The organism is Ruegeria sp. K5 (assembly GCF_056531805.1).
The window spans coordinates 68,631-81,950 of record NZ_JBQFML010000008.1; the positions used below are offsets into that span (position 1 = coordinate 68,631).

General features: G+C 58.9%; 13 protein-coding genes. 1 reads left to right on the forward strand and 12 read right to left on the reverse strand.

All coding sequences use genetic code 11. The annotated features are described in order from the left end of the window. Nucleotides 1-12: 12 nt before the first annotated feature. The 11 genes from lpdA to mdh form a co-directional block, all read right to left on the reverse strand. A complete protein-coding gene (gene lpdA / locus ACR0MO_RS17810; protein ID WP_480892579.1) occupies nt 13-1,401 on the reverse strand; it encodes a dihydrolipoyl dehydrogenase in 1,389 nt (462 codons plus the stop codon). Nucleotides 1,402-1,470: 69 nt separating this feature from the next. After that, nucleotides 1,471-1,881 carry an MAPEG family protein gene (locus tag ACR0MO_RS17815; protein WP_170455667.1) on the reverse strand — a complete coding sequence of 137 codons (411 nt, stop codon included), beginning with the start codon at nt 1,879-1,881 and terminating at the stop codon, nt 1,471-1,473. An 83-nt stretch (nt 1,882-1,964) separates the two neighbouring features. After that, on the reverse strand, nt 1,965-2,234 hold the full coding sequence (locus ACR0MO_RS17820) for a hypothetical protein (RefSeq protein WP_170455665.1): 270 nt from the start codon (nt 2,232-2,234) through the stop codon (nt 1,965-1,967). Between the two features lie 2 nt (nt 2,235-2,236). Next, the gene (gene odhB, locus ACR0MO_RS17825) at nt 2,237-3,745 is read right to left on the reverse strand and encodes a 2-oxoglutarate dehydrogenase complex dihydrolipoyllysine-residue succinyltransferase (RefSeq protein WP_170455663.1); all 1,509 of its coding nucleotides are present in this window, start codon (nt 3,743-3,745) and stop codon (nt 2,237-2,239) included. A gap of 3 nt (nt 3,746-3,748) precedes the next feature. Continuing rightward, on the reverse strand, nt 3,749-6,706 hold the full coding sequence (locus ACR0MO_RS17830; RefSeq protein ID WP_170455661.1) for a 2-oxoglutarate dehydrogenase E1 component: 2,958 nt from the start codon (nt 6,704-6,706) through the stop codon (nt 3,749-3,751). After that, nucleotides 6,703-7,242, reverse strand: coding sequence for a DUF805 domain-containing protein (locus ACR0MO_RS17835; protein WP_170522242.1), 540 nt, complete (start codon nt 7,240-7,242; stop codon nt 6,703-6,705). The genes ACR0MO_RS17830 and ACR0MO_RS17835 overlap by 4 nt, the downstream gene beginning before the upstream one ends. Continuing rightward, on the reverse strand, nt 7,239-8,069 hold the full coding sequence (locus ACR0MO_RS17840; RefSeq protein ID WP_170522244.1) for a hypothetical protein: 831 nt from the start codon (nt 8,067-8,069) through the stop codon (nt 7,239-7,241). The genes ACR0MO_RS17835 and ACR0MO_RS17840 overlap by 4 nt, the downstream gene beginning before the upstream one ends. 5 nt (nt 8,070-8,074) lie before the next feature. Next, entirely contained in the window at nt 8,075-8,956 is an 882-nt protein-coding gene (gene sucD, locus ACR0MO_RS17845) for a succinate--CoA ligase subunit alpha (RefSeq protein WP_170522246.1), read from the reverse strand. Between the two features lie 86 nt (nt 8,957-9,042). Beyond that, complete coding sequence (locus ACR0MO_RS17850) at nt 9,043-9,453, reverse strand: hypothetical protein (RefSeq protein WP_480781343.1); 411 nt, start codon at nt 9,451-9,453, stop codon at nt 9,043-9,045. A gap of 8 nt (nt 9,454-9,461) precedes the next feature. Continuing rightward, nucleotides 9,462-10,655 carry an ADP-forming succinate--CoA ligase subunit beta gene (sucC, locus tag ACR0MO_RS17855; protein WP_170455653.1) on the reverse strand — a complete coding sequence of 398 codons (1,194 nt, stop codon included), beginning with the start codon at nt 10,653-10,655 and terminating at the stop codon, nt 9,462-9,464. Between the two features lie 319 nt (nt 10,656-10,974). Beyond that, entirely contained in the window at nt 10,975-11,937 is a 963-nt protein-coding gene (gene mdh, locus ACR0MO_RS17860; RefSeq protein ID WP_170455651.1) for a malate dehydrogenase, read from the reverse strand. A gap of 160 nt (nt 11,938-12,097) precedes the next feature. On the opposite strand from mdh, the gene ACR0MO_RS17865 reads away from it, so the two are divergent. Beyond that, nucleotides 12,098-12,853, forward strand: coding sequence for a sulfite exporter TauE/SafE family protein (locus tag ACR0MO_RS17865; RefSeq protein WP_170455649.1), 756 nt, complete (start codon nt 12,098-12,100; stop codon nt 12,851-12,853). Here the strand turns inward: ACR0MO_RS17865 and ACR0MO_RS17870 are convergent. Then, complete coding sequence (locus ACR0MO_RS17870; RefSeq protein WP_170455647.1) at nt 12,850-13,155, reverse strand: hypothetical protein; 306 nt, start codon at nt 13,153-13,155, stop codon at nt 12,850-12,852. The two genes, ACR0MO_RS17865 and ACR0MO_RS17870, sit on opposite strands and share 4 nt — an antisense overlap. Nucleotides 13,156-13,320: the final 165 nt, after the last annotated feature.

The following is a 13,320-nucleotide window of genomic DNA, read 5'->3' on the forward strand; positions in this document are numbered from 1 at the left end:
GAGTCATTGGTCTTAGCTGTGGATCGGTCCGTCGCCGCAGGCCAAGGCAGCCTCGCGCACGGCTTCGGAATAGGTCGGGTGGGCGTGGCAGGTCAGGGCCAGATCTTCGGCTGAGGCTCCGAATTCCATGGCGACGCAGACCTCGTGGATCAGATCGCCAGCGCCGGGGCCGATGATGTGTGCGCCCAGAATACGGTCGGTTTCCTTGTCGGCCAGAATCTTCACGAACCCGTCGGCGGCAAAGTTGGCTTTGGCCCGACCGTTGCCCATGAACATGAACTTGCCGACCTTGTAGGCGCGGCCCTGTTCTTTCAGCGTCTCTTCGGTTTCGCCGACATTGGCAACCTCGGGCCAGGTGTAGATCACGCCAGGAATGACGCCGTAGTTCACGTGACCATGCTTGCCCGCGACCTGTTCGGCGGCAGCCATGCCCTCATCCTCGGCCTTATGCGCCAACATCGGGCCTTCGGTGACGTCGCCGATGGCGTAGATGCCAGGCACGTTGGTCTGCCAGTCGGCCCCGACCTTGATCTGACCACGCGGCGTCATCTCGACGCCCAAAGCGTCCAGCCCCAGGCCGTCCGAATACGGTTTGCGCCCGGTGGCGACCAGTACGGTATCCGCCTCGACCACATGCTCGCTGTCGTCCTTGCGCAGTTTGTACGTGACCTTGGCCTTAGTCTTGGTGGCTTCGGTCTTTTGCACCGCTGCGCCCATGACAAACTTCAAACCCTGTTTCTTGAGGATACGCTGGAAGGTTTTCTGCACCTCGGGGTCCATGCCCGGTGTGATCACGTCGAGGAATTCGATCACCGTGACCTCGGCACCCAGCCGCTGATAGACCGAACCCAGTTCAAGCCCGATCACACCTGCACCAATAACGACCATCTTCTTCGGGATCTTGCCCAGCGACAGCGCACCCGTCGAGGTGACGACAACCTTCTCATCAACTTCAACACCGGGCAGCGAGGCGGGCTCGGACCCCGAGGCGATGATGATGTTCTTCGCCTCGTGCACCTCATCACCAACCTTGACCTGACCTGCAGCGGGGATCGAGCCCCAGCCTTTCAGCCAGTCGATCTTGTTCTTCTTGAACAGGAACTCGATGCCCTTGGTATTGCCTTCGATCACCTCGTCCTTGTAGGTCTGCATCTGCTTCCAATCGACCGAAGGCGATTTACCCTTCAGGCCCATCTTGGCAAAGTTATGCTCGGCCTCGTGCAACTGATGGCTGGCGTGCAGCAGCGCCTTGGATGGGATGCAGCCCACATTCAGACAGGTGCCGCCCAATGTGTCCCGTCCTTCAACGCAGGCGGTTTTCAGGCCCAGCTGGGCACAACGGATGCCACACACATAGCCGCCGGGGCCTGAGCCGATTACGATGACGTCATAACTTGCCATTGAGGGTCTCCTTGAGAATTCGGGCTGTCACAGGGCGTAAACCTCTGAACAGGTTGTACATCAGCGGCGTCACAATAGCACCGCCAAAAGCATGAAGGTGGTAGTCAGGAACCCGGCGAACCAGATCAGGGTGCGCCAGGGCTTCCAACCGTAATAATAGGCGGGCACGTAAAGGACGCGCGCCACCAGATAGGTCCAGGCGCAGGTCGCAGTGAAGTCGTTGCCCGTCCCACTGAGGGTCACGACCACACAAGCGATGGAGAACAGGATCAGCCCTTCGAAGTGATTGTTCAGCGCCCGATACAGACGGGCCGTTTCATCGGACAGCTGATCTTCGAGTGCACCACCCAACCGGCTGCGGTCGCGCGCGGACATGGTCTTGCCCGGACCCAGTTCCAGATTGGCCGGGATCGCCATCAGAGCATATTGGATGATCTGCAACAGTGCGGCCAATGTCAGGGCAGTCAACTCGGGTGTCACAGGGGAACACCTTCATTTTTGCCGCCCACCCTATGATGGGTCGGGCGGCCAGTTGGGATTATGTCTGATCCGGGCAGCACTGTTTAGACAGGGTTCAGAACTTTGACCTGGATATGCGCAACGCCCCCGCGTTCGTGGTGCATCGCCAGCTCTTCTGATTCCAGAAAACTCTGCGCGCGGTCCAGATCGGTGATTTCGAACAGGGCCACAGCGTGATCCTTCTGAGCTGGGTCCTGCCAGATATGGAGGTCGCGGATTCCCGCAGCCTCACGCATTTTCTGGTCTTCGCGGAACACGGTCAGCCAGGCATCGAAATCCGCCACATCGGCTTGCCAAAGGACATGAGTCGCCATGATTACAGATCCATCAACAGGCGGCGCGGATCTTCCAGCGCCTCTTTCACGCGGACAAGGAACGTCACCGCGCCTTTGCCGTCCACGATGCGGTGATCATAGGACAGGGCCAGATACATCATCGGACGAATCTTGATTTCGCCATTGATAACCATCGGACGGTCCTGGATCTTGTGCATTCCCAGAATACCCGACTGCGGCGGGTTCAGGATCGGTGAGGACATCAGCGAGCCGTAGACGCCACCGTTTGAGATGGTGAAGGTGCCGCCCTGCATCTCTTCCATGCTCAGCTTGCCGTCACGGGCGCGTCGGCCTTTTTCGGCAATCGCCTTCTCGATCGCGGCAAAGGACATGCTGTCGGCATCGCGGATCACCGGAACCACCAGACCCTGCGGCGTACCGGCGGCAACGCCCATATGCACGAAGTTCTTGTAGACGATATCGGTGCCGTCGATTTCCGCGTTCACCTCGGGCACTTCTTTCAGCGCATGACAGCAGGCCTTGGTGAAGAAGGACATAAAGCCCAGACGCACGCCGTGCTTCTTCTCGAACTGATCCTTGTACTGGTTGCGCAGGGCCATCACCTCGGTCATGTCCACCTCGTTATAGGTGGTCAGGATCGCTGCGGTGTTCTGCGCATCCTTCAGGCGCTTGGCGATGGTTTGGCGCAGACGGGTCATGCGTACCCGTTCTTCGCGCCCGGCATCTGCGGCAGCCACAGGCGCGCGCGGGGTTGGTGCCGGGGTAGGGGCCGCCGGGGCCGGTGCGGGGGCCGACGGTGCTGCAGCGGCGCGGGCCACATCTTCTTTCATGATCCGGCCATCGCGACCGGTTCCAGTGACCTGATCGGCCGACAGGCCAGCCTCGGCCATGGCTTTTTCGGCTGACGGCGCATTGGCGATATCCTTGCCTGTGCTGGCCGCTGCCGGGGCCGCCGCCGCGGCTGCTGCCGGAGCCGGAGCAGCCCCAGCCGCCGCGCCCGAGATCACCGCGAGCTTGGCCGAGGCATCCACGGTCGCGCCTTCGGGGGCCACGATTTCAGCCAGCACGCCCGCAGCGGGGGCCGGAACCTCGACCGAAACCTTGTCGGTTTCCAATTCGCACAGCATCTCATCCTGCGCGACGCTGTCGCCGACCTGTTTGAACCATGTCGAAACGGTTGCTTCGGTCACGGATTCGCCCAGCGTCGGCACCATGACGTCCACGCTGCCGCCCGACGCAGCCGGGGCGGCTGCCGGGGCCGGAGCGGCGGCAGGCGCAGGAGCCGCGCCTTCGCCCGCGGTGATTGTGGCCAGCAGGGCGTCAACGCCAACGGTTTCACCTTCGGCGGCGACGATTTCGCCCATCACACCGGCAGAGGGCGAGGGCACTTCGACCGTAACCTTGTCGGTCTCAAGCTCGCACAGCATTTCATCTACGGCGACCGCATCGCCGGGTTTCTTGAACCAGGTCGCAACCGTCGCTTCGGTTACCGATTCGCCAAGCGTGGGAACACGAACTTCAATCGTCATCGTTTACTTTCCTTCAATGCTCAGCGCTTCGTTCACCAGCGCTTGTTGTTGGGCTTTGTGTTGGCTGGCCAGACCCGTCGCGGGTGAGGCGGATGTTGCGCGACCGACATAGCGCGGCCGGGTATGCTTGGCCTTGATGCGGGTCAGCACCCATTCGATATTGGGCTCGATAAAGGTCCAGGCGCCCTGGTTCTTGGGCTCTTCCTGACACCAGATCATTTCCGCACCCTTAAAGCGCTCAAGCTCATTGATCAGCGAGTGCGCCGGGAACGGATAAAACTGTTCGATCCGCATCAGGTAGACATCGTCGATCCCACGCGTGTCGCGTTCCTCCAGCAGGTCGTAGTAAACCTTGCCGGAACACATCACGACCCGCTTGATCTTGTCGTCCTTGACCAGCTTGGTGTCCGAGTTTCCGTGCTGCGCATCGTCCCACAGAACCCGGTGGAAGCTGGAGCCTGTGGTGAATTCTTCTGCCTTGCTGACAGCCAGCTTGTGGCGCAGCAGCGATTTCGGCGTCACCAGGATCAGCGGCTTACGGAAGGTCCGGTGCAGCTGACGGCGCAGGATGTGGAAATAGTTTGCAGGCGTCGTGCAGTTCGCCACGATCCAGTTGTCCTGACCGCACATTTGCAGGAACCGTTCCAGACGGGCAGACGAGTGTTCCGGCCCTTGCCCTTCGAACCCGTGCGGCAGCAGGCAGACCAGACCGGACATCCGCAGCCACTTGCTTTCGCCCGAGCTGATGAACTGGTCGAACATGATCTGCGCCCCGTTGGCGAAATCGCCGAACTGCGCTTCCCACAGGGTCAGGGCGTTGGGTTCGGCCAGCGAATAGCCGTATTCGAAACCCAGAACCGCATATTCGGACAGCATCGAGTCGATCACTTCGTACTGCGCCTGCCCCGAGCGAATATTGTTCAGCGGGTAATAGCGTTCTTCACTTTCCTGATGGACAAAGCCGGAATGGCGCTGGCTAAACGTCCCGCGCGTTGCGTCCTGCCCGGACAGGCGCACCGGGTAGCCTTCGGTCAGCAATGAGCCAAAGGCCAGTGCTTCGCCCGTGGCCCAGTCAAACCCTGTGCCTGTTTCGAACATCTGCTTTTTGTGATCCAGCAGGCGGCCCACGGTCTTGTGCAGGGCCACATTGTCGGGCGCATGGGTCAGTGCCTTGCCAACCTCAGCCAGCGTGTCCGGAGAAATGGCGGTCTCGCCCCGCACATATTCTTCCTTGCTTTTGTCCATGTGCGACCAGCGCCCGTCCAACCAGTCGGCCTTGTTGGGTTTATAGTCTTTTCCAGCCTCGAACTCATCATTCAGATGGGCCTGGAAGGCGGCCTTCATGTCCTCGATCTCGCCCTCGGGGATCAGACCGTCCTTGACCAAACGCTCGGTGTACAGAGACAACGTGGTCTTATGCGTCTTGATCTTCTTGTACATGATCGGGTTGGTGAACATGGGCTCATCGCCCTCGTTATGACCAAACCGGCGATAGCAGAAGATGTCGATGACCACGTCCTTGTGGAACTTCTGACGGAACTCGGTCGCCACCTTCGCCGCATGCACCACGGCCTCGGGGTCGTCACCGTTCACGTGGAAGATCGGCGCCTCAACCATCAGCGCAATATCCGTGGGATAGGGGCTGGAGCGTGAGAAATGCGGCGCGGTGGTGAAACCGATCTGGTTGTTCACCACGATATGCATTGTGCCGCCGGTCTTGTGACCGCGCAGGCCGGACAGGCCGAACCCTTCAGCCACCACACCCTGACCGGCAAAGGCCGCATCGCCGTGCAGCAGGATGCCCATGACCTTGGTGCGGTCTTCGTCTTTCAATTGATCTTGCTTGGCGCGGACCTTGCCCAGAACAACCGGGTTTACCGCCTCAAGGTGGCTGGGGTTGGCGGTCAGCGACAGGTGCACGCTGTTGCCATCAAACTCGCGGTCGCTGGAGGCGCCAAGGTGATATTTCACGTCGCCCGAGCCATCCACGTCCTCGGGCTTGAAGCTGCCGCCCTGGAATTCGTTGAAAATCGCGCGGTAAGGCTTGCCCATCACGTTGGCGAGGATGTTCAGACGCCCGCGGTGCGGCATGCCGATCACGATGTCCTGAACGCCCAGGGCACCGCCGCGCTTGATGATTTGCTCCATCGCCGGGATCAGACTTTCGCCGCCATCCAGACCGAACCGCTTGGTGCCCATGTATTTGACATGCAGGAATTTCTCGAAGCCTTCGGCCTCGACCATCTTGTTCAGGATCGCCTTGCGGCCTTCCTTGGTAAAGGCGATTTCCTTGCCGTAACCTTCGATCCGTTCCTTCAACCAGGCGGCTTGTTCGGGGTCCGAGATATGCATGTATTGCAGCGCGAAGGTGCCGCAATAGGTGCGTTTCACGATCTCGACGATCTGGCGCATGCTGGCCATCTGCAGGCCCAGAACGTTGTCGATAAAAATCTGACGGTCCATATCGGCTTCGGTAAAGCCGTAGGTCTTTGGATCCAGTTCCGGGTGCGTGCTGGCCGCGCGCATGCCCAGCGGATCCAGATCGGCAGCCAGATGGCCCCGGATCCGATAGGCCCGGATCAGCATCAGGGCACGTAGGCTGTCCAGCACGGCGCGTTTGACCTGATCTTCACTGACCTTGACGCCCGTGTCAGCGGCCTTTTCCTTGATCTTTTTGCCTGCCGCCTTGGCGTCGATCTCGGCCCACTCACCGGTCAGCGCGCCGGTCAGATCATCGGCCGGCATCGGCGGCCAGTCGGTCCGCGCCCAGGACGGCCCTTCTGCCTCTTTCTGAACGTCGGGCGTCGCGTCGCCCATCTGCCGGAAGAAATCGACCCAGGCCGCGTCTATCGCGTTCGGGTCTTTTGTGTACTGGGCATAAAGCTGCTCCAGATACTCGGCATTGTGCCCTTGCATAAAGCTGGAGGCATGAAAGGCAGAGTTGGGCGTATGTTCGGTCATTGGGCTACCTCATATGGGTTGGGACCGTATTGATTGGCACCGGGTTGGCTGGGACGGGCCAGCCACCAGAGCACCAGAAGGGGCGACACAAACAGAACGATGAGTGTCGGAATGACGATCAGCAGAGTGGCACGTGTGAACAGAATGTCCAGGGTGCCACCGTGGAACTGGCTGGCAAGGCCAATGCCAAAAATCAGAACCGCAAAGGCCCCGAGGATCAGCAGGATCGGCAGCAGAGCATAAAGCCCGCTGCGCCCGCTATCATGCATCCGCCGCCACGCGACGGCCAGATGCGGGAAGAAGACGATCAGGCTGACGATGCTTTGAACCGGTTGGCGGGATGTCGCGGTGACCTGTTTGACCTCATCGCTTTCGCTGACCGAGACCTGAGTGAAGAACTGCGCATCGATGATCCCTGCGATTAAGCTCCAGATCACGATAAACAGGAAAAAGAACCAGTATTCGGGGCGGGAGGCCCGACCCGAGAAGGTGAAGAACTTGGAGAAACAAGTGCGGATGGCGTCAGAGAAGGTCACTGTTTGGCCTCCTTATTTCGCCGATAAATTTCTAATCCAAATGCAGAATTGGGTTTTCTAGAATACTGCTCTTCGAATTCGGATTGCTCGAACCAGAAAAAATCCACTCTCGCTGGCCCCATGCCAACTTGGGGTTCCAGAATCGGGCGATCAACAAAAACGCCTAGTTTCACGAGAAAACTAGCAGCACCAGAAAGCGGTTTGTGTAGTTCGTCTCCAATAGTTGTCGCGCTCACAGTTCGAGCCGGACCAAGAGATACTTTGTGCCCGTCACCCGGGTATTGATGAACTGCATCAGAAACCAATGTTGCATCTTGCAAAGAAGAACTAAAGAAGCGGCATCCAAGGTCTTCGCCAAGTTTTCTATTTCCGCCCTTGTCATGGATCATCAAAAACGCGCGGGTGTCTCCATCCCACCAGAACGCATCATAGACACCGCGCTGTGAGACATCAGATATGGTGTCCAGATGCTCAATCATGTCGGGAATGATGCCAGTTTCTGTATCCAGACCGAAAAAGTTGTATCTCTCATCAATAAGGGCACGGAAGAGTCCGCCATCTGCCAAAAGCGAAGCAAGTGCTTCGGGATAGGGCGCACGGAACGTTTTCCATCCGCGTTGGGTGAATTCCTCAGCAACCGAAGCACGATCTGCCAATGACCATGTACATAGATCGATTACGTCCTGTGTTGGCTTTGTGAATTTCGGTGATGCGCTGGCAGTCCCCGAGATTGCGGAAAACTGGACACTTAGAAACAAAACCAAAACATGCAGGAGGCGAGGGGATTTTGCCCCCCGCCTCACAAAGCATATTTTCTGGCGCGCCATCGCGCTTACCCAATCGCTTCCAGCACGGCCTCACCCAGCTGCGCCGGGCTTTCGGCCACGACGATACCGGCCGAGCGCATGGCTTCGATCTTGTCCTCGGCACCGCCCTTGCCACCGGCGACAATTGCGCCCGCGTGGCCCATGCGGCGGCCCGGAGGGGCTGTGCGGCCTGCGATGAAACCGGCGGTCGGCTTTTTGCGGCCCTTCTTGGCCTCATCCGCCAGGAACTGCGCGGCTTCTTCTTCGGCCGAGCCACCGATCTCACCGATCATGATGATCGACTCGGTTTCGTCATCGGCCAGGAACCATTCCAGCACGTCGATATGCTCGGTCCCTTTGATCGGGTCGCCGCCGATGCCCACACAGGTGGACTGGCCCAGACCCACATCGGTGGTCTGCTTGACGGCCTCATAAGTCAGGGTGCCCGAACGGGACACAACGCCGACCGAGCCGCGCTTGTGGATGTGGCCGGGCATGATGCCGATCTTGCAGGCGTCGGGTGTGATGACACCGGGGCAGTTCGGGCCGATCAGGCGCGAGTTCGAGCCTTCCAGCGCGCGTTTTACCTTCATCATGTCTAGAACCGGGATGCCTTCGGTGATGCAGACGATCACTTCCATCTCGGCATCAATCGCTTCGAGGATCGAGTCCGCCGCGAAGGGCGGCGGCACATAGATCACCGAGGCATTGGCTTCGGTCACATGCTTGGCCTCGTGAACCGAGTTGAACACGGGCAGGCCCAGATGCTCCATCCCGCCTTTACCGGGGGTCACGCCGCCGACCATCTTGGTGCCATAAGCGATGGCCTGTTCGCTGTGGAATGTGCCCTGCGAGCCGGTAAAGCCCTGACAGATCACTTTGGTATTTTCGTCGATGAGGACTGCCATTTGGCGTTCTCCTTTGATTTTCGTAGGATGGGTGCTCGCACCCATCATCTCAATTAAAGATGGGTGAAATCACCCACCCTACGCTTTTATTCTTGGTCCGATTGGTTCCGTTGACCCAAACAACGATCTTCTACGGAGGACAAAAACGAGTATTTTTCGACCATCGTTCCGTAGTCTCGAATTTTGCGAACTGCGGAAACTAACTCGATCTCGTTTTCATCTTGGTAGAGGCCTACGATCATTCGTTCTTGATCGCTATCCAATAGTTGTTCGAGCAACGAAGCTCTTTCGGAGAACAAATTCGTGTAACGTTTCCAAAGCAGGTAGTTGGGTTCCGTCTGAATGTCGAAACGGTCAAACAAATCCTGACTAATTGCGGAAGCCGACGCTGAAAGCTGAAAACACTCTACTGCTTGAGTGGCTTCTTCAAGCGTCGCAGCCTGAGCGCCCGTGGAGAGACACGCGACTGAAACTGCCGAAATTAGAAACGCCCGCATATTCGAACTTAACCCTTAACCGCCTTCACGATCTTCTCGGCACCGTCTTTCAGATTGTCCGCCGCGATTACGTCCAGGCCCGAGGTGTTGATGATCTCTTTGCCCTTCTCGACATTCGTGCCTTCCAGACGCACGACCAGCGGAACCTGCAGGCCGACCTCTTTCACGGCGGCGACAACGCCCTCGGCAATGACATCACAACGCATGATGCCGCCGAAGATGTTGACCAGAATGCCTTTGACCTGCGGGTCCGAGGTGATGATCTTGAACGCCTCGGTCACTTTCTCTTTGGTGGCACCGCCACCTACGTCGAGGAAGTTGGCAGGCTCGGCCCCATACAGCTTGATGATGTCCATGGTGGCCATCGCCAGACCGGCACCGTTGACCATGCACCCGATCTCACCATCCAGCGCGATGTAGTTCAGGTCGTATTTCGAGGCTTCCAGTTCCTTGGGGTCTTCCTCGGTTGTGTCGCGCAGTTCGGCGATGTCGGGGTGGCGGTAAACCGCGTTGCCGTCAAAGCTGACTTTGGCGTCCAGCACCTTGAGGTCGCCGCCATCGGTGATGATCAGCGGGTTGATCTCCAGCATCTCCATGTCCTTCTCGACGAAGGCCTGGTACAGCTGACCCATCAGCTTGACGCATTGCTTGACCTGCGCGCCTTGCAGACCCAGCGAGAACGCGATGCGGCGGCCGTGATAGGGCTGATAGCCGGTCGCGGGATCGACCGAGAACGACAGGATTTTCTCGGGCGTTTCAGCGGCCACTTCTTCGATGTCCATGCCGCCTTCGGTCGAGCAGACAAACGAGATGCGGCTGGTCTGGCGGTCCACCAGCAGGGCCAGGTACATTTCGGTTTCGATACCGGAACCGGCTTCGATGTAGATGCGGTTGACCTGTTTGCCCGCCGGGCCGGTCTGATGCGTGACCAGCGTGCGGCCCAGCATCTTCTTGGCTTCTTCGGCGGCTTCCTCGACCGACTTGGTCAGGCGCACACCGCCTTTTTCACCGGCGTCTGCCTCTTTGAAAGAGCCTTTGCCGCGACCGCCTGCGTGGATCTGCGATTTGACCACCCAAAGCGGGCCGTCCAGTTCACCGGCTGCGGTTTTGGCTTCTTCGGCGCGCAGAACCGCGCGACCTTCAGAGACCGGAGCGCCATAGCTGCGAAGAAGCGCTTTGGCCTGATATTCGTGGATATTCATCGAAACTGTCCCGTTTGACTACGATTGAACCGTTATAGGCGTGTCTAGAGGGCAAGTTTAAAGGGTTTTTTGACGTGTCACGAGTTTTTGTGGAAGATTTTCAGTATTTGTGATCACAGGTTTTTGGGGTGTGATCACAAAATCCGAACGGGCTGGCGTTTGATTCGATCTTGCCGGTAGATCGATAAAATCACATTCAAAAAGCAGAGTTTGCGACGTTTGCGATAACAGGAGCGACCGGAAATCAGCCGGATCGAAAGCCACGAAAAAACCGGCCTCGCAAGAAGGCCGGTTTGGAATGCGTGTGCAGAGGCGCGGTTTACGCCAGCGAGCTGTCGATGCCCTTGCACGCCTCGATCAGGCCTTTCACGGCGTTGACCGAGTTGTCGAAACCGGCCTGTTCGTCCGCGTTCAGCTTGATGTCCACGATGCGCTCGACACCGCCTGCGCCGATTACGGTCGGGACGCCGACATACAGGCCATCGACACCCAGTTCACCGCTGCAATAGGCGGCACAGGGCAGAACGCGCTTTTGGTCTTTCAGATAGGCTTCGGCCATTTCGATCGCCGAAGTCGCAGGCGCGTAATAGGCCGAGCCGGTTTTCAGCAGGCCAACAATCTCGGCACCGCCGTCGCGGGTACGCTGAACGATGGCGTCCAGTTTTTCCTGCGAAGTCCAGCCCATCTCGACCAGATCGGGCAGTGGGATACCGGCAACGGTCGAATAGCGGACCGAGGGAACCATGGTGTCGCCGTGGCCGCCCAGAACAAAGGCGGTGACGTCGCGCATCGAGACGTTGAACTCTTCCGACAGGAAATGCGCGAAACGCGCCGAATCCAGCACGCCCGCCATGCCGCAGACCTTGTTGTGGGGCAGGCCCGAGAATTCGCGCAGCGCCCAGACCATCGCGTCCAGCGGGTTGGTGATGCAGATCACGAAGGCGTCAGGCGCGTGGGCAGCGATGCCTTCGCCAACCGACTTCATGACTTTCAGGTTGATACCCAGCAGGTCATCGCGGCTCATCCCCGGTTTGCGGGCGACGCCTGCGGTGACGATGCACACATCCGCGCCTGCGATGTCGGCGTAGTCACTGGTGCCTTTCATCGAAGCGTCAAAGCCTTCCGAAGGGCCGGATTCTGCGATGTCGAGTGCCTTGCCCTGCGGCAGTCCGTCTGCGATGTCAAACAGGACAACGTCACCCAGTTCTTTGACAGCTGCCAGATGTGCAAGCGTGCCGCCGATGTTCCCCGCGCCGATCAGCGCAATCTTGGGTCTGGCCATTTGGAATTCTCCGGTCGGTTTTGAAATCGCGGTTGTGCTAGTCGCTAAATGGCAATTGCGCAAGGGTCCTGCTGCGCGGCATGCCACCGCATACCGTTTGCCTTGCCCGTGTTGATTGCGCTAAACGGCTTGTGAGATAAGCCAATTCGCAGGCCGCCGCATGTTCGAACTGAACCTGATGTTTTTTGCCGTGGCGATCCCTGCGGTGATCTTTGCCGGTATTTCAAAAGGCGGGTTCGGTTCGGGCGTGGCTTTTGCGTCCTCGTCGATTCTGGCGCTGATCCTGAGCCCGGCGCAGGCCGTGGCGCTGATGTTGCCGATCCTGATGATCATCGATGTGGCGACGCTTGGCCCCTATTGGAAACGTTGGAGCTGGCCGGATTGCCGCCTGTTGATACTGGGCGGCATACCCGGCGTGGTGCTGGGAATGGGCCTTTTCCACCTGACCAATGACGACGTGCTGCGGTTGCTGATCGGCGGCATCTCGGTCGCGTTTGTGGTTTGGCATATCGCACAGGTCCGAGGTTGGATTCGCGGCTTTTCAGACCGTTTGCCCCCATCCGCCGGGGTGTTTGCCGGTGTGGTGGCAGGGTTCACCAGCTTCGTCAGCCATGCCGGGGGACCGCCTGCCGCGGTTTATCTGCTGTCGCAGCGCCTGACGAAGACCGAATTTCAGGCGTCGACCGTGCTGGTCTTTTGGGTCATCAATATCGTGAAGTTTGTGCCCTATGCCTATCTGGGGCTTTTCACCCTGCAAACGGCCTGGGCCAATCTTCTGCTGGCTCCGTTTGCCGTCTTAGGGGCCTGGCTCGGCGTTCGGGCGCATTTCATGCTGTCCGAACGCGTGTTCTTTGGCATCACCTATGTTCTGCTGACCCTGACCGGATCAAAACTGATCTGGGACGCTTTGACTTAGGCATTGGGCGGCAGGGCTTCGGCCAGCGCCTCGTAGGACTGGCCCGAGGCCACAAGGCAGGTCATGCCGTCCGGCAGGGTGACGGTGATCGTCCAGCTTCCCGTCTTGTCCGAGGCGAACACCTCCATCACCGCGCCTTGACGGGCAATGCCGATCCCCTTGCGGGTTTCGCCATAGGTTCCGGCCAGACGCTCGATCACGTCCGCGCGCGGGGCGCAGTTGCGGTTCTGCGCCTGCACCTGTTGGGCCGCCAACACCATGATCCCAAGCCCGATGGTCATATTCACAACTGTCTTTTTCATCTCCGACCCCTTTTGTCTGGTGTGCAAGTCAGCTTGCGGGCGGGGACCGGAAATCCGGTTAAACCAAAGTGCGTTGCGTCACGCGGCGGGTCGAATGCTGCGTTGCGGCGATTTTGACCTTGAAGTTTCCCGAAAAAAATGGCCCATTCCGCGCAACTTTATTTC

Bases quoted from the DNA above. Each gene is read 5' to 3' on its own strand.
- ACR0MO_RS17850 (WP_480781343.1), bottom strand. From the start codon at position 9,453: ATGCGGGCGTTTCTAATTTCGGCAGTTTCAGTCGCGTGTCTCTCCACG.
- ACR0MO_RS17830 (WP_170455661.1), bottom strand. From the start codon at position 6,706: ATGACCGAACATACGCCCAACTCTGCCTTTCATGCCTCCAGCTTTATG.
- ACR0MO_RS17840 (WP_170522244.1), bottom strand. From the start codon at position 8,069: ATGGCGCGCCAGAAAATATGCTTTGTGAGGCGGGGGGCAAAATCCCCT.
- mdh (WP_170455651.1), bottom strand. From the start codon at position 11,937: ATGGCCAGACCCAAGATTGCGCTGATCGGCGCGGGGAACATCGGCGGC.
- odhB (WP_170455663.1), bottom strand. From the start codon at position 3,745: ATGACGATTGAAGTTCGTGTTCCCACGCTTGGCGAATCGGTAACCGAA.
- ACR0MO_RS17870 (WP_170455647.1), bottom strand. From the start codon at position 13,155: ATGAAAAAGACAGTTGTGAATATGACCATCGGGCTTGGGATCATGGTG.
- sucC (WP_170455653.1), bottom strand. From the start codon at position 10,655: ATGAATATCCACGAATATCAGGCCAAAGCGCTTCTTCGCAGCTATGGC.
- ACR0MO_RS17865 (WP_170455649.1), top strand. From the start codon at position 12,098: ATGTTCGAACTGAACCTGATGTTTTTTGCCGTGGCGATCCCTGCGGTG.
- sucD (WP_170522246.1), bottom strand. From the start codon at position 8,956: ATGGCAGTCCTCATCGACGAAAATACCAAAGTGATCTGTCAGGGCTTT.
- ACR0MO_RS17820 (WP_170455665.1), bottom strand. From the start codon at position 2,234: ATGGCGACTCATGTCCTTTGGCAAGCCGATGTGGCGGATTTCGATGCC.
- lpdA (WP_480892579.1), bottom strand. From the start codon at position 1,401: ATGGCAAGTTATGACGTCATCGTAATCGGCTCAGGCCCCGGCGGCTAT.